15 protein-coding genes are annotated in these 19,185 nt (G+C 64.5%); 8 read left to right on the top strand and 7 right to left on the bottom strand.

Annotation, left to right across the window (positions count from 1 at the left end; genetic code table 11):
• The first annotated feature begins 8 nt into the window (after positions 1-8).
• Entirely contained in the window at positions 9-848 is an 840-nt protein-coding gene (locus C0Z19_RS12640; RefSeq protein WP_102610177.1) for an enoyl-CoA hydratase, read from the top strand.
• A gap of 92 nt (positions 849-940) precedes the next feature.
• On the opposite strand, the gene C0Z19_RS12635 is transcribed toward C0Z19_RS12640, so the two are convergent.
• On the bottom strand, positions 941-1,885 hold the full coding sequence (locus C0Z19_RS12635) for an alpha/beta hydrolase (RefSeq protein WP_102610176.1): 945 nt from the start codon (positions 1,883-1,885) through the stop codon (positions 941-943).
• Positions 1,886-2,142: 257 nt separating this feature from the next.
• Here C0Z19_RS12635 and C0Z19_RS28920 point away from each other — a divergent pair, with 257 nt between their 5' ends.
• The 3 genes from C0Z19_RS28920 (at position 2,143) to C0Z19_RS12620 (ending at position 4,856) form a co-directional block, all read left to right on the top strand.
• Positions 2,143-2,916, top strand: coding sequence for an ATP-binding cassette domain-containing protein (locus C0Z19_RS28920; protein WP_102610175.1), 774 nt, complete (start codon positions 2,143-2,145; stop codon positions 2,914-2,916).
• A 240-nt stretch (positions 2,917-3,156) separates the two neighbouring features.
• Positions 3,157-3,906 carry an electron transfer flavoprotein subunit beta/FixA family protein gene (locus tag C0Z19_RS12625; protein ID WP_102610174.1) on the top strand — a complete coding sequence of 250 codons (750 nt, stop codon included), beginning with the start codon at positions 3,157-3,159 and terminating at the stop codon, positions 3,904-3,906.
• Positions 3,907-3,920: 14 nt separating this feature from the next.
• Positions 3,921-4,856: an electron transfer flavoprotein subunit alpha/FixB family protein gene (locus C0Z19_RS12620; RefSeq protein ID WP_102610173.1), complete on the top strand. Its 936-nt coding sequence runs from the start codon at positions 3,921-3,923 to the stop codon at positions 4,854-4,856.
• 239 nt (positions 4,857-5,095) lie between these two features.
• On the opposite strand, the gene C0Z19_RS12615 is transcribed toward C0Z19_RS12620, so the two are convergent.
• Positions 5,096-6,382, bottom strand: a complete 1,287-nt coding sequence (locus C0Z19_RS12615) for a D-amino acid dehydrogenase (protein ID WP_102610172.1) — start codon at positions 6,380-6,382, stop codon at positions 5,096-5,098.
• A gap of 100 nt (positions 6,383-6,482) precedes the next feature.
• On the opposite strand from C0Z19_RS12615, the gene C0Z19_RS12610 reads away from it, so the two are divergent.
• The 3 genes from C0Z19_RS12610 (at position 6,483) to C0Z19_RS12600 (ending at position 9,137) form a co-directional block, all read left to right on the top strand.
• Positions 6,483-6,971 carry an Lrp/AsnC ligand binding domain-containing protein gene (locus tag C0Z19_RS12610; RefSeq protein WP_102610171.1) on the top strand — a complete coding sequence of 163 codons (489 nt, stop codon included), beginning with the start codon at positions 6,483-6,485 and terminating at the stop codon, positions 6,969-6,971.
• Between the two features lie 172 nt (positions 6,972-7,143).
• On the top strand, positions 7,144-8,019 hold the full coding sequence (locus C0Z19_RS12605) for a hypothetical protein (protein WP_102610170.1): 876 nt from the start codon (positions 7,144-7,146) through the stop codon (positions 8,017-8,019).
• A gap of 215 nt (positions 8,020-8,234) precedes the next feature.
• Complete coding sequence (locus tag C0Z19_RS12600) at positions 8,235-9,137, top strand: helix-turn-helix domain-containing protein (RefSeq protein WP_233196120.1); 903 nt, start codon at positions 8,235-8,237, stop codon at positions 9,135-9,137.
• 79 nt (positions 9,138-9,216) lie between these two features.
• Here C0Z19_RS12600 and C0Z19_RS12595 read toward each other — a convergent pair whose 3' ends face one another.
• The 3 genes from C0Z19_RS12595 to C0Z19_RS12585 form a co-directional block, all read right to left on the bottom strand.
• Positions 9,217-10,368 carry an acyl-CoA dehydrogenase family protein gene (locus C0Z19_RS12595; protein WP_102610168.1) on the bottom strand — a complete coding sequence of 384 codons (1,152 nt, stop codon included), beginning with the start codon at positions 10,366-10,368 and terminating at the stop codon, positions 9,217-9,219.
• A gap of 13 nt (positions 10,369-10,381) precedes the next feature.
• Positions 10,382-11,590, bottom strand: a complete 1,209-nt coding sequence (locus C0Z19_RS12590; RefSeq protein WP_102610295.1) for an acyl-CoA dehydrogenase family protein — start codon at positions 11,588-11,590, stop codon at positions 10,382-10,384.
• Between the two features lie 106 nt (positions 11,591-11,696).
• Positions 11,697-13,844, bottom strand: a complete 2,148-nt coding sequence (locus C0Z19_RS12585) for a 3-hydroxyacyl-CoA dehydrogenase NAD-binding domain-containing protein (protein WP_102610167.1) — start codon at positions 13,842-13,844, stop codon at positions 11,697-11,699.
• A gap of 131 nt (positions 13,845-13,975) precedes the next feature.
• Here C0Z19_RS12585 and C0Z19_RS12580 point away from each other — a divergent pair, with 131 nt between their 5' ends.
• Complete coding sequence (locus C0Z19_RS12580) at positions 13,976-14,878, top strand: LysR family transcriptional regulator (protein WP_102610166.1); 903 nt, start codon at positions 13,976-13,978, stop codon at positions 14,876-14,878.
• 147 nt (positions 14,879-15,025) lie between these two features.
• On the opposite strand, the gene C0Z19_RS12575 is transcribed toward C0Z19_RS12580, so the two are convergent.
• Both C0Z19_RS12575 and C0Z19_RS12570 read right to left on the bottom strand, forming a co-directional pair.
• Positions 15,026-15,229, bottom strand: a complete 204-nt coding sequence (locus tag C0Z19_RS12575) for a CsbD family protein (protein ID WP_102610165.1) — start codon at positions 15,227-15,229, stop codon at positions 15,026-15,028.
• 126 nt (positions 15,230-15,355) lie between these two features.
• Complete coding sequence (locus tag C0Z19_RS12570) at positions 15,356-18,493, bottom strand: transglycosylase domain-containing protein (RefSeq protein WP_102610164.1); 3,138 nt, start codon at positions 18,491-18,493, stop codon at positions 15,356-15,358.
• Positions 18,494-19,185: the final 692 nt, after the last annotated feature.

Below are 19,185 nucleotides of genomic sequence, written 5' to 3'. Positions count from 1 at the left end.
ATCTCACCATGCAACCCAGTGCAACGTCTCCATCTGCTTCAGCTTCTGGTTCCGGTTCCGGTTCCGCTTCCGACGCGGTCTTGATCGACTACGACGCGTACGGAATTGCCGGTGTCGTACGCATCACGTTGAATCGGCCCGACGCCTTCAACGCGTTGTCCGAAACGCTCATCGCGCAGCTGCAGGCGGCGCTCTCGACAGTGGCGCAGTCCGATGCGCGCGTCGTGGTGCTGGCCGCGCACGGGCGTGCGTACTGCGCGGGGCATGACTTGAAAGAGTTGCGCGCGACGCCTTCGCTCGAGTTCTACCAAACGCTGTTCGGGCGGTGTTCGGCGTTGATGATGACGATACAGCGCATGCCGCAGCCCGTCATCGCGCGCGTGCAGGGTATCGCCACGGCGGCGGGCTGTCAGCTCGTTGCGATGTGCGACCTCGCGGTGGCCGCCGATACGGCGCGCTTTGCCACCTCGGGCATTCATTACGGCTTGTTCTGCTCGACGCCGGCCGTCTCGCTCTCGCGCAATATCCCGCGCAAGGCAGCGTTCGAAATGCTGATGACAGGCGATTTCATCGATGCGGCCAAAGCGCGGGAACTCGGGCTCATCAACCATATGACCCCGCTCGATGCGCTCGACACCGACGTCGCGGCGCTCGCCAAACGGATCTGCGAGAAGCCGGCCGCGGCGGTCGCCATGGGTAAATCGCTGTTCTATCGGCAGCTTGAAATGGGCATCGAAGCGGCTTATCAGGCAGCGGGGCAGACGATCGCCTGCAATGCGATCGATCCGGTTGCGCAAGAGGGGATGCAGGCGTTCATCGACAAGCGCACGCCGAACTGGCGCGCGTGAAGTGCGCGGCGCCGCGCGATCGCAGCAGGTCGACGGTTACATGGGTTGGCGATTGGCGCGGCTCGCGATAGAGCGGCGCGATCGCCACATGGCTACGCGCGACTGAGGATCCACTGCGTCAACGCCTCGATGACACGCGTTCGATCGAGGTCGTTCATCGTTTCGTGATACGCGCCTTCGTACAGCGTCAGCGTGCGATCGGGTGAACCGACATGCGCGGCGAATGCGCGACTGCCCTCGGGTTCCGTCAGCTTGTCCGCCGTCCCGTGATAGACGAGCACCGGCAGTTGCAGCGCGGCGCGGCCGTGCTCGATACGCGCCATCGCCGCCAGAATCTCGGCGCCTGTGCGGGCCGGGACGGCGCTGTGATGGACGAGCGGATCGGAACGGTTCGCCTGTACGACACGCGCATCGCGCGAGAGCAGTGCCGGCTCGATCTTCATGGCCCCGTAGCGTGGCCACCAACGGCTGACGATGCGGCTTGCCGCGAGCATCCAGCGCGGGACGTCTTTGCCCGGCGCAAGCGCAGGACTCGACAGCACGAGGCCAGCGATTGGATGCACCTCCGTCGCGAATGCCTGCAATCGTTCGATGGCGAACAGGGTGGCGAGGGTGCCGCCCATGCTGTGACCCATCAGAAAAAGCGGAACGCCGGGGCGTGCTGCCGCTTTGAGCAGGGCTTGCGCATCGAGAAGGTAATCGTCGAAACGCGTGATCCAGGCGCGCTCGCCCGGCGAGCGGCCGTGTCCCCGCAAATCGACGGCGACGAGTTCGATGCCGACAGCGCCGAGCCGATCGGCGAGTGCCGCGTAGCGGCCCGCGTGCTCGGCCAGGCCATGCAGCAACGCAACGGTTGCACGAAGGGGCGCGGTCAATGGCCAACGGTACAGCGCAAGCTCCAAACCGTCCGAGGTGCGTACCGTGCCGACGGGGTTCGCTTTTACGCAACTGACATCGTCGCTCGCGTCGCTCTCGTCGCTCCTGTCGCTTTTCGCCGCAAACCCTGTTTCGTCTTGCGTTGCGCTCGCCTTGGACATTGTTCGTCTCCTCGCTTTGGTCTTGGGCGGGATCATAGCGGTACGGCCCGCGAGTCGCCGCTCCACCGACGCGGCGCCTTCCTCTAATTTCTAAAACTTATGAAGAAGTGGCGATTAATTATTAAAGCCTATTTGTGCGGCGCGATAAAATCGCACGGTCGTCATTCGATTCCATTTACCACTAGCGACGGCGGCCCACTGCTTCGGCGCGGCACGCGCCACGCGGCCTCTGGCAGGCGCCGCCGTCTTTGTCTTTCATGATCGAACTTCGTCATATCTCGCAGCGTTTCGCCGGCCCAAACGGCTGGGTCGAGGCGCTGCACGACATCAATCTGAGTATTCCGGCCGGGCAGATCTTCGGCATCATCGGCCGCAGCGGCGCGGGCAAGAGCACGCTCGTGCGCACGATCAATCTGCTGGCGCGGCCCAGCGCCGGGGAAGTCGTCGTCGATGGGAAGGTGTTGAACACGTTGCCCGCGCAGGCGCTGCGAGAAGCGCGCCGCGAGATCGGCATGGTTTTTCAGCATTTCAACCTGCTCAATTCGCGCACGGTCTTCGACAACGTCGCATTGCCGCTGGAACCCGCCGGCATGAAACGCGCCGCGATCGAGGCCACGGTGTTGCCGCTGCTCGAACTGGTCGGCCTGACGGCGCTGAAGGACCGCTATCCCGCGCACATCAGCGGCGGGCAAAAGCAACGTGTCGGCATCGCTCGTGAAGTGGACCGCGGTCTGATCGAAACGGCCGAGGCGCTCGGCGCGAGTACGCGCCAGATCGTCTTCAAGGTGTTGTGGCCCGAAGCGCTGCCAGGCAACGTCGCCGGCCTCACGATCACCTTCGTGTCGCTCGTCGGCTACTCTGCGATGGCCGGCGCGATCGGCGGCGGCGGCCTGGGCGACCTCGGCATCCGCTACGGCTACCAGCGGTTTTTGCCCGAAGTGATGGTCACGGTCGTCGTTATCCTGATTGTCTTCGTGCAGCTCGTGCAATCGTTCGGCGACTGGCTCGTGCGCCGCCTGAGCCACCGATGAACGCGACGCTGCCCGTTAGAGGCGTTGGTCGAAACGCGGGCTTGGCACCTCAAGCGCCTTGCTCATAAAATAAAACGATCGTTCGTTATTGGCGCGGCTGCGCCAACGTAAGCCGCTCGGGCATGGGCGGATCGATTTGCCCATTGGGGGTTTGCCGAAGACGTCGGTCAACGCGGTCCCGGCATGGGCTATCGCTATAATGGCGCTGGGTTGACGTATTCGTAACTTTGGAGCGTGTGCATGAAAATTTTGGTGCCAGTCAAGCGCGTGGTCGACTACAACGTCAAGGTCCGGGTGAAGTCGGACGGCACGGGCGTCGATATCGCCAACGTAAAGATGTCGATGAACCCGTTCGACGAAATCGCCGTGGAAGAGGCGGTGCGTCTGAAGGAAGCGGGCGTGGCCACGGAAGTGGTGGTGGTGTCGGCCGGTGTCGCTCAGGCGCAGGAAACGCTGCGCACGGCGCTGGCGATCGGCGCGGACCGCGCGATCCTGATCGAATCGAATGAAGATCTGCAGCCGCTGGCGGTGGCCAAGTTGCTGAAGGCATTGGTCGACAAAGAGCAACCGCAACTCGTGATCCTGGGCAAGCAGGCGATCGACGACGATTCGAACCAAACGGGCCAGATGCTGGCCGCGCTGGCTGGCCTGCCGCAGGCAACGTTCGCGTCGAAGGTGACGGTCGCCGACGGCAAGGCTACGGTTGCGCGCGAAGTCGACGGCGGCGCCGAAACGCTGACGCTGACGTTGCCGGCCGTGGTGACGACCGACCTGCGCCTGAACGAGCCGCGTTATGTGACGCTGCCCAACATCATGAAGGCGAAGAAAAAGCCGCTCGAAACGCTGAAGCCCGAAGACCTCGGCGTGGACGTCGCTCCTCGTTTGAAGACGCTCAAGGTGACCGAACCGCCCAAGCGCAGCGCCGGCGTGATGGTGCCGGACGTGCAAACGCTGGTCGAGAAACTGAAGACCGAAGCCAAGGTGCTGTGAGGGGGACGAAAGAAATGACGATTCTGGTTATTGCCGAACACGACAACGCGTCGATCAAAGGCGCGACGCTGAACACCGTTGCCGCTGCTCAAAAGATCGGCGGTGATGTCCATGTGCTGGTGGCGGGCCACAACGCGCAAGGCGCGGCGGACGCGGCGGCGAAGATTGCGGGCGTGGCGAAGGTGTTGCTGGCCGATGCGCCGCAACTGGCCGCAGGCCTCGCAGAAAACGTCGAAGCCACCGTGCTGAACATCGCGAAGGACTATTCGCACATCGTCGCGCCGGCCACGGCCTACGGCAAGAACATTGCCCCACGCGTGGCGGCTAAGCTCGACGTGGCGCAGATCAGCGAAATCACGGCCGTGATCTCGCCCGACACGTTCGAGCGTCCGATCTACGCCGGCAACGCGATTGCGACGGTGCAATCGGGCGATGCGATCAAGGTCATCACGGTGCGCGCGACGGGCTTCGATGCCGTGGCAGCCGAGGGCGGCAGCGCAGCGGTCGAGAAGATCGAAGCGGCGGCTGACCGCGGCATTTCGCAGTTCGTGAATCGCGAAGTGACGAAGCTCGATCGTCCGGAGCTGACGAGCGCGAACATCATCGTATCGGGTGGCCGCGGGCTGGGCAGCGGCGAGAACTACACCAAGGTGCTCGAGCCGCTGGCGGACAAGCTCGGTGCGGCACTGGGCGCCTCGCGCGCCGCGGTGGACGCCGGTTACGTGCCGAACGACTACCAGGTCGGTCAAACGGGCAAAATCGTCGCGCCGCAACTGTACGTGGCAGTCGGGATCTCGGGTGCGATTCAGCACTTGGCGGGCATGAAGGATTCGAAGGTGATCGTGGCGATCAACAAGGATCCCGAAGCGCCGATCTTCAGCGTGGCCGATTACGGTCTCGTCGGCGATCTGTTTACACTGGTGCCCGAACTCGTCAGCGCGTTGGGTTGAGCGAGTAGCGCCGCGCAAGCGGGCGCATGACGGCGAGACAAGGGGCGTAGCCTAAGCGGGCTGCGCCCCTTTTTCACATCTGGAAGGAAGCCGGATGCATGGAGCAGAGTTGAAGCGTAAGGCCGTCGAAGCCTCCGCTTCGAATCGGATGACGTCGTCATGCGGGCGAACCAAAGCAAACGGCGCCCGGTTAGGGCGCCGTTCGTGTTGCTATCGGCTACTGAGGTATGCGCGAGCCGTTACGCGTAAGCAGGTTGCGGTGCCGCGCCGCGCTCGCCAAGGTAGCGATGGACGGACAGGTCGTCGGCCTGAATGGCGGGACGGCGGCCCGAAATCAGATCGGCGAGCAACTGGCCCGAGCCGCACGACATGGTCCAGCCGAGCGTGCCGTGCCCCGTGTTCAAGAACAGGTTGGACACCGGCGTGCGGCCGACGATCGGCGTGCCGTCCGGGGTCATCGGGCGCAAGCCGGTCCAGAACGACGCGCCGGCCGTATCGCCGCCGCCCGGGAACAAATCGTTGACGCACATTTCGAGCGTCTCGCGGCGCGCCTGACGCAGCGTCTTGCTGAAGCCGACGATTTCGGCCATGCCGCCGACGCGAATGCGATCGTCAAAGCGCGTGATCGCAATCTTGTAGGTTTCGTCGAGCACCGTCGAAACCGGCGCTTTCGCGGCATCGACGATCGGTGCCGTGATCGAGTAGCCCTTGAGCGGGTAGACGGGGATCTTGACGATGCCGGACAGCAACTGCGTGGAATACGAGCCGAGTGCGACGACGAACGCATCGGCGCGCAGCGTCTCGCCGCCGCAGCGGACCCCGGCGATGCGGCCGCCGGCGGTTTCGAGCGCGTCGATCGACATATTGAAGCGGAACTTCACGCCGAGCGATTCGGCGAGCGCCGCCAGACGCGTCGTAAACAACTGGCAGTCGCCCGTTTCGTCGCCGGGCAGCCGCAGGCCGCCCGTCAGCTTGTGCGAGACGGCGGCGAGTGCCGGCTCCGCGTGCGCGAGCTCGGAGGGGCTCAAGAGCTCGTACGCGACGTTGGCGTCCTTCAGCACGGCGATGTCTTTTTGTGCGCCGTCGAGCTGCTGCTGCGTGCGAAACACCTGCAGCGTGCCGCCCGTGCGACCTTCATATTGGATGCCGGTATCGGCGCGCAACGCCTGCAAACAGTCGCGACTGTATTCGGCGAGGCGCACCATCCGGCCTTTATTGACGGCATAGCGCTCGGCGGTGCAGTTCTGCAACATCTGCCACATCCAGCGCAATTGGAACTGCGTGCCGTCCAGACGGATTGCGAGAGGCGCGTGCTTTTGGAACATCCACTTCACTGCTTTGAGCGGAACCCCGGGAGCGGCCCACGGCGCAGCATAGCCGGGCGAGATCTGGCCGGCGTTGGCAAAGCTCGTATCGAGCGCAGGGCCGGCCTCGCGATCCACCACCGTGACTTCATGACCCGCGCGCGCCAGGTAATACGCGCTCGTCACCCCGACGACACCACTGCCCAAAACGACGACTCGCATATCCGCTCCCAAACACCGATCAATCCAGTTTATGGCGCTATACTATTGCGACAAAAGCAGTTTTTGTTCCTGTACTTTTCTGATTTTTGGTTGAAACATTATGAGAACGCAGCGCCAGCCGGTCCGCAAGCTCGACAAGCTCGATCACAAGATCCTGAAGGTGCTGCAGGAGGACGGCCGCATCGCGATGAAGGATCTTGCCGAACGCGTGGGACTGACCGTGACACCTTGCATCGAACGCGTGAAGCGCATGGAGCGCGACGGCGTCATCATGGGTTATTACGCGCGCGTCGATCCGACGCAGCTTGGCGCTGCGTTGCTCGTCTTCGTGGAGATCACGCTCGGCAACAAGAGCGGAAACATGTTCGACCAGTTTCGCCGCGAGGTGCAGAAGATCCCCGAAGTGCTCGAATGTCATCTGGTCTCGGGTGAGTTCGACTATCTCATCAAGGCGCGCATCGGCGAGATGGCCGATTACCGCAAACTGCTCGGCGACATCCTGTTGCAACTGCCCGGGGCCGTGCAGTCCAAAAGTTATGTGGTCATGGAGGAAATCAAAGAAACGCTGAAGATCGCGGTCGGCGATTGAGGCTTTGATCGATGCTTGGATCGATGCTTCGGTGGATGTTTGGCGATCGGTGCTTCGCCGCAGCGCGTCGAACCTTCATCTAGTCCGGTTTTTTTCGCCAGATCGGTTGCCTGGAACGTGTCGAACGTAGATTGCCGCTTTTAATCGAGCCGGGGATCAAGGCAATCAGAGCATGGAAACCAGGAACGAACGGACGAAGCAGTGCGGCAGGGCGGCAGTTGCCGCAGCAGTGGTGGCATTGAGCGCAGCCGCGCTGAGCGCTTGCGGGGGCGGCGGCAAAGACGGCCTTCAGGCTGCCGGCGCTTCTGCCAATAGCGCGGGGGGCGCGGCATCGATCAAGGTCGAAGGGCAGTCGATGGCCCTGTCGAGCGAGCTGACGACCGTCAGCATCGTCACTCCGCCGGTGACATGGAAGGCCGATGGATCGTTCCCGCAAGGCCCGTTCTGGCTCAGCGGACGCGGATATCCGGTGTCAACCTTGAAGGCCCATGCGCCGGGCGCTTATACGACATTGCCGTGGGGAACCGAGGCGCTCTCGTTGTCGCGCGGCAGCGTTACCGACATGGCCGGCAACGGGCAATTTGCGATCGGTCGTTGGACCGACGGCAGCGATTCGGCCGGGCATTCGTACAACGCGAATCAAGGACAGGTGTGGGCCGTCGGTGCGCCGGTCAATGTTGCGGTTCCTTGGACCGGCTTTACGTGCACGTTGGTCGCGGCCACGCGCCCCACCTCCAGCGACGGCAACACGCTACCGGGCGTACTCAAAAGCGCCACGGCAACCGTGGCGGGCGCGAGAGATGCGCGCGGCGTTGTACAAAACACGGTCTCGCTGACGATGCAGTACTCGATCGGCAGCGATCTGAATCAGGCTTTCGCGGATCGCGTCCCATTGGGGATGATTGCAGCGTCCCGACTGTCCAGATCGTCGCTCTCCACAACGTTTCTCGGCCCGGACGCCTCGAAGCCCTACCTCGTCGTTTCATATGGCGCGCATGCACCGACCGCAGGTCTGATCAACGGTCTTGCCGTGTTGAGCTGCTCTTGATGCACGTCATGCACGTGTGATCGGTGTGCGGGCGACTTATCGTCGCTCGTGCGCCGATCATGGCCCGCGCTCGCCAAACGATCGCGCTTCTCACTATGTCCCCTCCGTCCCCTCCGGCACAGCATCCGGGAAACCCGTGACACGCGTGAGTCGGCGACCGGTCGATTACCTCATAGGTAATGGAATCCGTGCACCGTTTCGCTATGATCCACGTCATGAACCCGATCCCCACTGCTTCGCGCGCCTCGTCGCGCCCCGTCGTGCCGCGGGCCAAACGTCCCGTCGGCGATTTGCTGCGCGAGTGGCGTCAACGGCGCCGCATGAGTCAGCTCGTGCTCGCTACCGAAGCCCAGATTTCGACGCGTCATTTGAGCTTCGTCGAATCGGGCCGTGCGCACCCGAGCCGTGAGATGCTCATGCATCTGGCCGAACAGCTCGACGTGCCGTTGCGTGCGCGCAATGCGTTGTTTGTCGCCGCGGGCTATGCGCCGATGTATGCCGAGCGCGCATTGACCGATCCCCAGCTCGATGCGGCGCGCGAAGCGGTTCAGCTCGTGCTGCGTGGACACGAGCCGTATCCCGCGCTCGCAATCGACCGGCATTGGACGATGGTCGCCGCCAACGGCGCGCTCGCGCCGCTCGTGTCGCGGGCCGACCCGCGACTGCTCGAGCCGCCCGTCAACGTGATGCGGCTGTCGCTGCACCCGGATGGCCTTGCCTCTCATATCGTCGATTGGTCAGGTTGGCGCGCGCATGCGCTGCAGCGCGTCGAGCGGCAAGCGCAAGCGAGCGGAGACGCTACACTTGCCGCGCTCGTCGAGGAGCTTGCCGGCTATCCGGCGCCGGCCGGCGCAGATGCCGAACCCGAGCGCGAGCCGGCGCCGCTCGCGGACGTCGTCGTGCCGTTCAGTCTGCGCACGGACATCGGCGTGTTGTCGTTCTTCAGTACGACGACGGTGTTCGGCTCACCCGTGGACGTGACGCTGTCGGAGCTGGCCATCGAAGCCTTCTTTCCCGCCGATACAGCGACGGCCGAGGCGTTGCGTGCCTATCAAGGGAAGCAGGCGCAGGCGCAGGCGCAAACGCCAACTCAAACGCGGGCGGGCGGGGCGATTTGAAAGTGCAAGGCTAAAAGGTGCAACGAGAGCGCCTGGGTCGTTCGTCGAACCTGGTCGCTCTTTATCCCAAGTCATCTCGTCAACGACGTTGCACGGCATCTCCTTCGAACCCGAACCCGATGTACCTCGCCAAATGATGGTCTTCATCGCCCAGTTGGTGGTCGATCATCACGAGGCGCTTCGCATAGTGCGCGAGCGGCAACTCCCAGGTCATGCCAATGCCGCCATGCAGTTGTACGGCTTCGCGAGCGAGCTTCGAGCCCACTTGCCCGACCGTGTACTTGGCCGCCGAGAGCGCGCGTTCGCGCGCGCGCCGTGGCCCGGCGAGCGCCGCGGCAGCGTTGATGACGGCCGAGCGCGCCTGCTCGATGTCGATCGCCAGATCGGCCATGCGGTGCTGCAAGGCCTGGAAGCTCCCGATCGGCACGCCGAACTGGCGACGCGTGCGCAGATAGTCGAGCGTCGCGCCGAACGCCTGTTCCATTGCACCGAGCGCTTGCGCCGACAATGCAAGCAGACCGCAGCCGAGTGCAGCTTCGAGCGTCGCAAAGCCGTCGTCCGCTTCGCCAAGGAGCGCATCGGCAGGCAGCGCCACGTCGCGAAGCGCGAGTTCGGCCCCCCGGCCGCCGTCGATCAGCGCGTAGCCGCGCAGCGTCATGCCCGGTACATCGCGCGGCACCCAAAACAGCGAAATCCCTTGCTCGGCATCGACAGCGGCGCTCGTGCGGGCCGACACCACGAAGCCGTCGGCCGCTTCGCCGCAGAGGACGACGGCCTTGGCGCCGTTCAAGCGCCAGCCGCCGTTCGCGCGTTCGGCCTCTGTCGCTACACGCGCGGGTTCGTAACGCGAGTCAGGCTCCCCGTGCGCGAACGCAAGGACCGCCTCGCCGTCGATCAGCCGCGCGAGCCAGGCACGCTGCTGCGCGTTACCCACACGCGCGATCGCGCTTCCGGCCATGAGCGCGCCGAGGAATGGCTCGACCACGAGCGCGCGGCCGAGTTGTTCGAAGACGACTGCGATATCGTCTCCTGCGCCGCCGAAACCGCCGTGCTCCGGCGCGAACAACGCGCCGATCGCACCGAGTTCGCCGAAGCGTCGCCACATGCCTCGGTCGAAGCCTTCGGGCGAGCGCGCTATCCGCTCACGCGTGGGGAAACCGTACTGCGCGGCGACAAAGCGTGCGAGCGTGTCAGCGAGCATACGCTGCTCTTCGGTCAACTCGAAGTTCATCGTCGAGACCCTCTCAGAGCTCAAGAATCGCTTTCGCGATGATGTTCTTTTGAATCTCGTTGGAGCCGCCGAAGATCGACAGCTTGTAGTTGTTGAAGTCGCTCTTTGCCGCGTCCGGCGCGTCGAATGGGCCGAGCGGGTTGCCTTCATAGCCCTCGTCGAACGCTTCGTCGACGAACGGATGAGCGTACGGGCCCAGTGCGCGTCGCATCAACGCGGCGATCTCCTGGCGAATCTGCGTGCCCCGCACCTTCAACATCGAGCTTTGCGCACCCGGTGCGCCGCTGCTCGCGGCGGCCGCGATCATGCGAAGGTTCGTCGTCTTCATGTTTTCCAGATCGATGGCGACGCGTGCGATGCGCGCGGCGAACAAGGGATCGTCGGCCAACGGCCGCCCCCGGTGCGAAATCTGTTCCGCCGCGCGCTGGAGGCGCTCGAGCGCAGCCACCGAAAATCCGACGCCGGCGATGTTCGTGCGCTCGTAGGTCAGCAAATACTTCGCGTAGGTCCAGCCGCGGTTTTCCTCGCCGACGAGGTTTTCGGCGGGTACGCGCACGTCGGTGAAAAACACTTCGTTGACTTCATGCTCGCCGTCGAGCGTCACGATGGGACGCACTTCGATGCCGGGCGTATTCATGTCGATCAGCAGGAAGCTGATGCCTTCCTGCTTGCGCACATCGGTGGCAGTGCGCACGAGGCAAAACATCATGTTGGCGTAGTGGCCGAGCGTCGTCCACGTCTTCTGTCCGTTGACGACGTAATGATCGCCGTGCGCGTCGACGCCGCGCACGGCGCGCGTGGACAGCGATGCGAGATCGGAACCGGCGCCCGGTTCCGAGTAGCCCTGGCACCACCAGTCGGCGCCGTCGAGAATTCGCGGCAACCAATGGCGCTTCTGCGCTTCGTTGCCGTATTTGATCAACACGGGGCCGAGCATATTCACGCCGAACGGCACGATCCGCGGGGCACCCGCGAGCGCGCACTCGTTGTCGAAGATGAAACGCTCGACGGCGCTCCAACCCGTCCCGCCGTATTCGCGCGGCCAATGGATCGCGAGCCAGCCCCGGGCGTTGAGGATGGCATGCCATTGCGCCATGTCCTCGCGCGTGAGCCGCAGCCCATGTCGTACCTTGTGGGCCGTGCGCGGCGGCAGGTGTTCGTCGAGGAAGCATCGAACCTCGGTGCGAAACGCCTCTTCTTCTGCCGTGAAATTCAGATCCATCGGTTCGTCCTTCAGGATGAGCGCGTATGGGCAGGTCACACGCCGGCGCGCGCGGCGGCCCGCTTCTCTGCAATGTCCCCGCGCAGGCCGCGCAACGTGCGGCGCGTTACGACGCCGTGCCGTTCAAGCTCGAAAAATCGGCGCCGCGCTCGACAAGTTTGACGATCAGCGGCGACGGCCGCCAGAAGAATGCGTCTTCTTGCGACAAGCGCTCGAGCTCGGCCAGCACAGTGGGCAGCCCGAGCATGTCCGCGTATTTCATCGGGCCGCCGCGATAGCGCGGGAAGCCGTAGCCGTAGATCAGCGTGATATCGACATCGAGCGGACGCAGCGCGATGCCTTCGCGCACGACGTTCGCCGCTTCGTTGATGATGGCGCACATCAGCCGTCGCACGATTTCGTCATCGGTGAAACTACGCGCCGAAATGCCGACACGCAAGCGCTCGGCCTCGACGATGGCCTCCACTTCGAGATCGGGGGCGCCCGTGCGTGCGCCTGGCTCGTAGCGATAGAAGCCGCGGCCTGTCTTCTGACCGAACCAGCCGCGCTCGCAGAGCCGGTCGGCGATTTCGACGTAGCGCATGCGCGGATCGCGCGTCGGCGCGCGTCGCTTGCGCGCCGCCCAGCCGATATCGCCGCCGGCCAGATCGACGACCTGATAGGGACCCATCGGGTAACCGAACTCGCGCATGGCGCGATCGATTTGATAAGGCGAGGCGCCGTCTTCCATCAGATAGTCGGCCGCCGTGCGATAGACGGCGAGCAACCGATTGCCGATGAAGCCGTCGCACGCGCCCGCGCGCACGGGCACCTTGCGCAATTGCCTCGCCAGCTCGAACGCGGTCGCGACGACATCCGCGCTGACGCGGGCCGGCACGACGATTTCGAGCAGCTTCATGATGTTGGCCGGCGAAAAAAAATGCAGACCGATCACGTCCGCGGGGCGCGATGTGGCCCCCGCGATTTCGTCGATGTCGAGATAGGAGGTGTTCGTCGCGAGCACGGCGCCGCGCTTGCAGACGCGATCGAGTTCGGAGAAGACAGCCTTCTTGACTGCCATATCCTCGAATACGGCCTCGATGACGAGGTCTGCCTGGGCGAGCGCCTCATACGACGTGCTGCCTGTGAAGCGGGCGAGGGCCGCGGCCTTTGCATCGGTCTTGATGCGGCCTTTGGCGACGAGACCGTCGTAGACGCGCTCGACATGAGCGCGGCCGCGCGCGAGCGCCTCGTCGTCGCGCTCGATCATCGTGACGGGCAGCCCTGCGTCGAGCACGGCCACGGCGATGCCGGCACCCATCGTGCCGCCGCCCACAACGCCGATCGTGGCGACCGCGCGCGGGGTCGCGGCCTTGGTTTCGGGCGCTTTCGCGACTTCGCGTTCCGCGAAAAAAGCGTGGACGAGCCCGGCGCGCTGCGGGCTTTCGAGGCATTCGACGAAAAGCCTGCGTTCGAGCGCGAGGCCTTCGTCGAAGGGAAGCGTAAAGGCGGCTTCGACCGCATCGATGATCTTCATCGGCGAAAACAGGCCGCGCGCACGCGTGGCCGTTTCCTTCCGGGCCGCCTCCACGGCGGCGCGCATCGCGTCGACGCCGGCGTCCGACAACGCGCTGGCTGCGCGCGTCGGCCGGACTGCGGCGTGAGCGGCAAGCAGTTCGCGCACATAGGCGAGCCCTTCGCCGAGCACGTCGTCGGTGGCGCCGAGACGATCGATGAGGCCGAGCTGCAGCGCCTCTTCGGCTCGCGCATGACGTCCCGAGAGCATCAGATCGAGTGCGGCCGCGGCGCCGATCAGGCGCGGCGTGCGTTGCGTACCGCCGGCGCCGGGCAACAGGCCAAGCTGAACCTCGGGCAAACCGAGTTTGGCGCCGCGCACGGCGAGCCGATAGTGGGCCGCAAGCGCGATTTCAAGACCGCCGCCGAGTGCAGCCCCGTGGATCGCGGCCACGACGAGCTTCGGGCATGCCTCGATGCGGTTGCACACCGTCGGCAGCAGCGGCGCAAGCGGCGGCTTGCCGAATTCGCGGATGTCGGCGCCCGCAATGAAGTTGCGTCCCGCCCCGACGATCAGCACGGCGGTGACCGCCGGATCGGCCTGCGCCGCCTCGATCGCTTCGACGAGACCGCGCCGCACGTCCACGCTCAGCGCATTGACGGGCGGGTGATCGATGCCGACGACGAGCACGTTGCCGTGCAGCGTGCGGGAGACGACGGGGGAGGCGGGTGAGGCAGGGGAAGCGGTCGAGGCGGTCATGGCGGGTACCGATCGAGGATGGGAGTCCTGCGATTGTGGGGGGGATAGCTACAATTGACAATCTCTGCGCCGGTTGACAGACTGTCAAATCAGATTTGACAGTGCCTGCGCTGGTACGGCACCCCCCTACCGTGGATTTGAACTCCCTTTCGCTGCTCGTCGAAATCCTCGAAGCGGGCAACCTCAGCGAGGCGGCGCGCCGGCTCAAGATGACGCGCGCCAACGTGAGCTATCACCTGAACCAGTTCGAACGCACGCTGGGCCTGCAACTCGTGCGACGTACGACGCGCCGCGTCGAGCCGACCGAAGCGGGGCTGCTGCTGGTCGAGCATGGCCGCGCGATCAGGCGTGCGCTGGAAGCCGCCCAGGAGACGGTCGAGACGCTCGGCCGCACGCTGCAGGGCCGCGTGCGGCTTTCCGTGCCGAGCGGCTACGGGCAGTTGGTCATGGCCGAGTGGCTGCTCGAGTTCAAACGTCTGCACCCTGGCATCGTGCTGGACGTCATGTTCGAAAACCGCGTCGAAGACTTGCTGCGCGACGAAGTCGATATCGCCGTGCGCGTGATGTCGGAGCCGCCGCAAAATCTGGTTGCCCGGGATATGGGCCCGGTGCGTTACGTCGCGTGCGCGTCGCGAGCGTATGCGACCGAACATGGACTGCCTACGCAGCTCGATGCGTTGCGCACGACGCCGCTTATCACGGCGACGGTGGTCGGACGGCAGTTGCGCGTCTCGGCCTACCTCGACGATGACCGTCATGAGGTGTTGCTCGAGCCCACGTTGATTTCGGAGAATTTTTTGTTTCTACGGCAGGCGGTGCGAGCGGGGCTCGGTGTCGGCATTGTCCCCGACTACGTCGTGCAGGACGATATTCGCCGCGGGGAGGTCGTCACGACGCTCGACGAATGGCGGCTCAGCATATTTGGAACGCGAATGTACCTGCTTTACATGCCCGATCGTCATCAGACGCGTGCCGCGGCCGCGTTCATCGATTTCGTTTTGGAACAGGCAGCAAAAGCGGGGCGGACCCCGTAGGAAACCGCCCCGCCTGTCGGCGCGTGTTTAAGTGCGCCTCGCCTCTTCGGCCGACCTTGCGTGCCGCCCCATCTCCACCGGTGGCCCAACGGGGCGGCCGTTACCGGCTCTCCGGCCCGGCTGTCGATTCAGGAAGCGTCCTACAGGTCAATGCTTCTTTGCATCACTATCGCGGTCGAGCTCGTCCTTCAAGTCCTCCTTGGCATCGCCGTATCCCTTGCGGACGTTCCCCGCGGCTTCCTGCAGGTCGCCCTTGGCTTCGCGGGCCGGGTCGTTCGTGACGTTGCCGACTGCCTGATTGACCTTGCCCTTTGCTTTCTCTGCTACGCCCTTCACCTGGTCCTTGTTCATGTGAGCTCTCCTTTTCGGTATGCCGCACGTGCGACGTCGTAGGATTCGCAACGGGCGTGCCTGCCCCCGGCTACGTCGGGGACAGAGCGAGCCGCCGGCGCATCGCTGGCTTCACCATCGCTGGCTTCAAAAGGCCGGGGCGGATTCCGAGGAACGAGAGATGTCGGTGGAGGCACGAACCGCCGTAGGCGCGGTGCCTGGGCGGGCATCGTTTGCCGCGAGCAGCGGGGCGAGCGAAGGACCGAGCGTTTTGAGCAACTGCACGGCCATTGCGCTCGTGTAATCGTAGCGAGCGGCGTAGGGCTCGTGAGCGTAGGCGGTCAGCGTGCCGTAGAAGCGGTCGCCGATGACGAACACGAACGTTGCCGTGCGATTGACCTTGCGCGACTCGATGAGCCGCCCGCCGCGCGCATAGACATCGAAGCGCTGGTCTCCGGTGCCGGTCTTGCCGTAGACATCGAGCGTGCGACCATTGCCGAGCGGCAGCCCTGTCGATAAGCGCGCGCCCGTGCCGCCGAGAACGACGCTGCGCAGCAGCCGCCGCGCAACGGCGGCGATCTCCGGCGAAACGACCTGATCGCCGGCGCTCGGCGCTCGCGCGAACTGCGTCTCGAAGGGGGTGCCCGCGGCGAAGGCGAGCGTATCGACGCTGTGCGGGCGGCGCATCCTGCCGTCGCCCGCGATGATGCCGATCAGTTGTGCGAGCGCGTCGGGCCGGTCGCCGGATGCCCCGATCGCCGCTGCGTACGACGGCGTGACGTTCTCGAACGGATAGCCGAGCGCGCGCCACGACTTGCTGATCGCCGCGTAGGCCTGCAGCTCGACCATATGGCGGATGCGTCGATCCTGCGTCAGATGATGGCGCGTCTTGAACAGCCATGCATACGACGTGAGGCGCGCGTCGCGGCTTGCCGTGCGCAGTTCGGCCTCGGTGGCATCGGGGTGTATGCGCAGATAAGCGAGCATCCACAGCGCAATCGGATGCACGCCCGAGATATAGCCGCGGTCGTTGAGGTTGAATTTGTCGACGGCGTACTTCGCGTACAGCTTGGCGAGGTCCTCGTCGGCGAGCGACGCGCTCGGCGTATTCTTCAGCGCGGCGCGCATGCGCTGCGCGAACCGGGAGAAGGGTTCATCGGGCGCGACGCTGCGCAACGCCGTCGCGAGCCTGGGCGGGCTTTTGCGCATGTCGGCCACGAGCGCATCGAGCGCTTCGTCAGGCGTCTTCCCCTGATACTTCACGTAAAACCGGTGCAGGTAGACGAGGCTCTCCTGATTGGCGAATTGCAAGAGGTAGCGGCGGCGCAGCGCGGGGTCGTCGAACCAGTGCGCGGACGGCCCTGCCGACTGAATCATCTCGTAGTGGACGATGTCGCGCATCAGCCGCACGAACACCAGATTCACCGAATGCTGGAATGCTTCGCGCACAGTCAGAATGCGCCCATTGTCCGATTTGTCGAAATTCGTGAAGGTCTGCGCGCCGCCGCCCGTATAGAACGTTTCGCCGGGACTGGCTGAATATTTGCGCTCGACGGCGGCGTCGAGCATGGCCGGGAGCGAGCGGTCCTGTGTGTGAGCGAGGTAATCCACGGCCCAGCGCGAAAGACCGTCGAGCGTATCGACGTTCACATGCTTGAGCTCAGTGTTGCTAAGCGTTGCATACCGATCGTGCAGCGTCGTCACGATTTGCAAATAGGTGACCAGTGTTCTCAACTTCGCCGTCGAGCCAAGATTGAGTCGCGCACCGCCGTTGATGTCGAACGGCTGATTCACGCTGTCGGTTTGCACGCGGACGACGTCGGCGCCGTCCTTGTGTTCGAAGAGGACGAAGCTGAAGGAGATCTTCGACGGATCGTCGCCGGGCCGCAGCATCTCGAAGCCATACAGGCCCGCCGCCTTGGCGCCCTCGATCGTGGCGGCCTGGGCCAGTCGCTCGCTGACGGCGCGCTGCACGGCGTCGTCCAACGTCGAATGCACGGTCAGGTCGAGCCGGTCGAGGTCGTAAAAGCTTTGCACGCCCAGCGCCCGCTGCAATTGCGAGCGCACGAGCGTGACCGCTTTGCGCGCGACGTACGACATCGTGGGCTGCGGTGGCGCGGCCTTGTGCGTCTCGAGCGAGGCCGACAGCGCGGCGTCGCGCAGCGGCGCGGAAATGACGCCGTTGGCGGCGAGCACGCGGATATAGCTGTCGGTCAGCGTCGTCAGCGCCGGCCGGTTGCGCACGAGGTAGTACGACGGCGCGCGCTGCGCGATCAACAGCGAGAGCGCTTGCTTGAACGCGAGCGCCTGGTCCGCGAGCACGCCGGGCGCGACCGGGCCGTTGCCCGTTTCGGCGCCCGCTTGCGCAAGCAGGCGATTGACTTCGGCGAAATCGCGTCCGTACCAGGCCGTGAGCCCGTCGCCGAGCCCCTCGACCTCGCCGATCCCGGGCTGCGCCGCGAGCGGCACCGTATTGAGGTAGTGAACGACGATCGACTTGCGCACGGCCATCGTGTTTTCGCCGCCGAGATAAGCGCGCATCGACGCGGAGATGATTTGCCGCAGTTTCTCGGGCGGCGTAGCGGTGCGCCCCCCGGGCGAGTGCCGGAATTTTTCGGTCTGGGTGGCGAGCGTGCTGCCCCCCGGCGTGTGCTGATTGCGATTGACCAAACGTAGCGCTTGATCGGACAGGGCGCGCCCGAAACGGCCCCAATCGATAGCCGGATTGCGGTCGGGCTGGGTGGTATCCAGCAGGTAGCGGTCTTCGATGAACACGAGCGCCCCGACGATCAGCGGCGGAATCGAATCGTAGTCGTCGTAGGCAAGCGCCGGATAGCGTGCGCTGAACAGCGGCACCCCGACATCATCGAACAGGCGCAATCCGGCCTGATCCTTTTCTGCGTAAGGAATGAACAAGCCGCGCTCGGCAAGCGACTTCATCATCGACGAATCGCGGGCCTGGCTGGTGACGACGTAGCCGCGCGCGCGCAGCCGGGCTTCGAAATCGGGCAGCCGCGAATAGCCGAGACGCAGGTCGTAAGGGCCGCCCGGTGATGGGAAACGAATGTCGTTGCTCGGGCCGGATTCGACTGAAAACGATACCTGTCGACCGAGATTGGCGAAATAGCGGGCTTGCAGCCGCGAAGTCTGCATTTCCAGGGAGACGAAGTACGCACATACGCCGACGAGCGCAGCGATGCCGACGAACGTGAGCCATTTCCATCGCGCGCCCGGCGACATCGTGGCGATGTAGCGCAAGGGCAGGCGGGCGAGTGGGCGGTTCATGATCAGGCTCCGTGGGCCGCGTCGCGCAAACCGTGCGCGATCGCGTCGCAGGCGCAATAGCGCACTGACGACGCTCGTACTAGTGTAATCGTGCGCCGGACGCCTGTGCAGTGTGCGTTGTGTGACCGCACACACGGATCGCCTCGCGCGTTTGCCGCCGGGGTCGCATCGGCGGCCTTCCGCGTCGATCGGAGCAACCCGTACACCTGAAGTCGCGCGTGTGTTTCAGCGCGCCGGAGGTCGCGCACCACGGCGAGCGTCGACGCGCGTTGCCAGAAACCCGGAACGCATAGCGTGCATTATCGATGCTCCTTCGCTGCGTAAATATGACGTTGCGTGTTGTTAGTCTGATAATGCCGCCGGTATTACTTTCTCGCGCGCGCGAATTCAACGCGCGATTCAACGTTAACCGAGGTTTGCTACGAATTTTCAACGCCGAAAATGTGCGATGATTACGTTCGTTTAAATCTGCGCTCGGGCGGGCGCCGACTAAACGACACAAAAGCGCTGCAGAGATTTAAGCAATACGGCAGACGGGGCGCTGGCGCAATCAACAACGAAGCGCCGCTTGCCCGTGGCAGACGCAACTGATCGCCCGTGATTGTCGCGGGCCGCGACGTGCAGCCGTCAGCGAGTCGCACGTGGAGAAATGGCGGGCGTCAAGCCATCGTCAATTGAAGTTCTGCATTGAA

This window comes from Trinickia soli, assembly GCF_002879855.1.
Lineage (GTDB): Bacteria > Pseudomonadota > Gammaproteobacteria > Burkholderiales > Burkholderiaceae > Trinickia > Trinickia soli.
This window is presented reverse-complemented; position numbering and strand designations above follow the sequence as displayed.

Coding starts and splice junctions, on each gene's coding strand:
- C0Z19_RS12595 (WP_102610168.1), bottom strand. CDS start 10,368: ATGAACTTCGAGTTGACCGAAGAGCAGCGTATGCTCGCTGACACGCTC.
- C0Z19_RS12585 (WP_102610167.1), bottom strand. CDS start 13,844: ATGACCGCCTCGACCGCTTCCCCTGCCTCACCCGCCTCCCCCGTCGTC.
- C0Z19_RS12640 (WP_102610177.1), top strand. CDS start 9: ATGCAACCCAGTGCAACGTCTCCATCTGCTTCAGCTTCTGGTTCCGGT.
- C0Z19_RS12605 (WP_102610170.1), top strand. CDS start 7,144: ATGGAAACCAGGAACGAACGGACGAAGCAGTGCGGCAGGGCGGCAGTT.
- C0Z19_RS12600 (WP_233196120.1), top strand. CDS start 8,235: ATGAACCCGATCCCCACTGCTTCGCGCGCCTCGTCGCGCCCCGTCGTG.
- C0Z19_RS12620 (WP_102610173.1), top strand. CDS start 3,921: ATGACGATTCTGGTTATTGCCGAACACGACAACGCGTCGATCAAAGGC.
- C0Z19_RS28920 (WP_102610175.1), top strand. CDS start 2,143: ATGATCGAACTTCGTCATATCTCGCAGCGTTTCGCCGGCCCAAACGGC.
- C0Z19_RS12610 (WP_102610171.1), top strand. CDS start 6,483: ATGAGAACGCAGCGCCAGCCGGTCCGCAAGCTCGACAAGCTCGATCAC.
- C0Z19_RS12615 (WP_102610172.1), bottom strand. CDS start 6,382: ATGCGAGTCGTCGTTTTGGGCAGTGGTGTCGTCGGGGTGACGAGCGCG.
- C0Z19_RS12570 (WP_102610164.1), bottom strand. CDS start 18,493: ATGAACCGCCCACTCGCCCGCCTGCCCTTGCGCTACATCGCCACGATG.
- C0Z19_RS12575 (WP_102610165.1), bottom strand. CDS start 15,229: ATGAACAAGGACCAGGTGAAGGGCGTAGCAGAGAAAGCAAAGGGCAAG.
- C0Z19_RS12625 (WP_102610174.1), top strand. CDS start 3,157: ATGAAAATTTTGGTGCCAGTCAAGCGCGTGGTCGACTACAACGTCAAG.
- C0Z19_RS12635 (WP_102610176.1), bottom strand. CDS start 1,885: ATGTCCAAGGCGAGCGCAACGCAAGACGAAACAGGGTTTGCGGCGAAA.
- C0Z19_RS12590 (WP_102610295.1), bottom strand. CDS start 11,590: ATGGATCTGAATTTCACGGCAGAAGAAGAGGCGTTTCGCACCGAGGTT.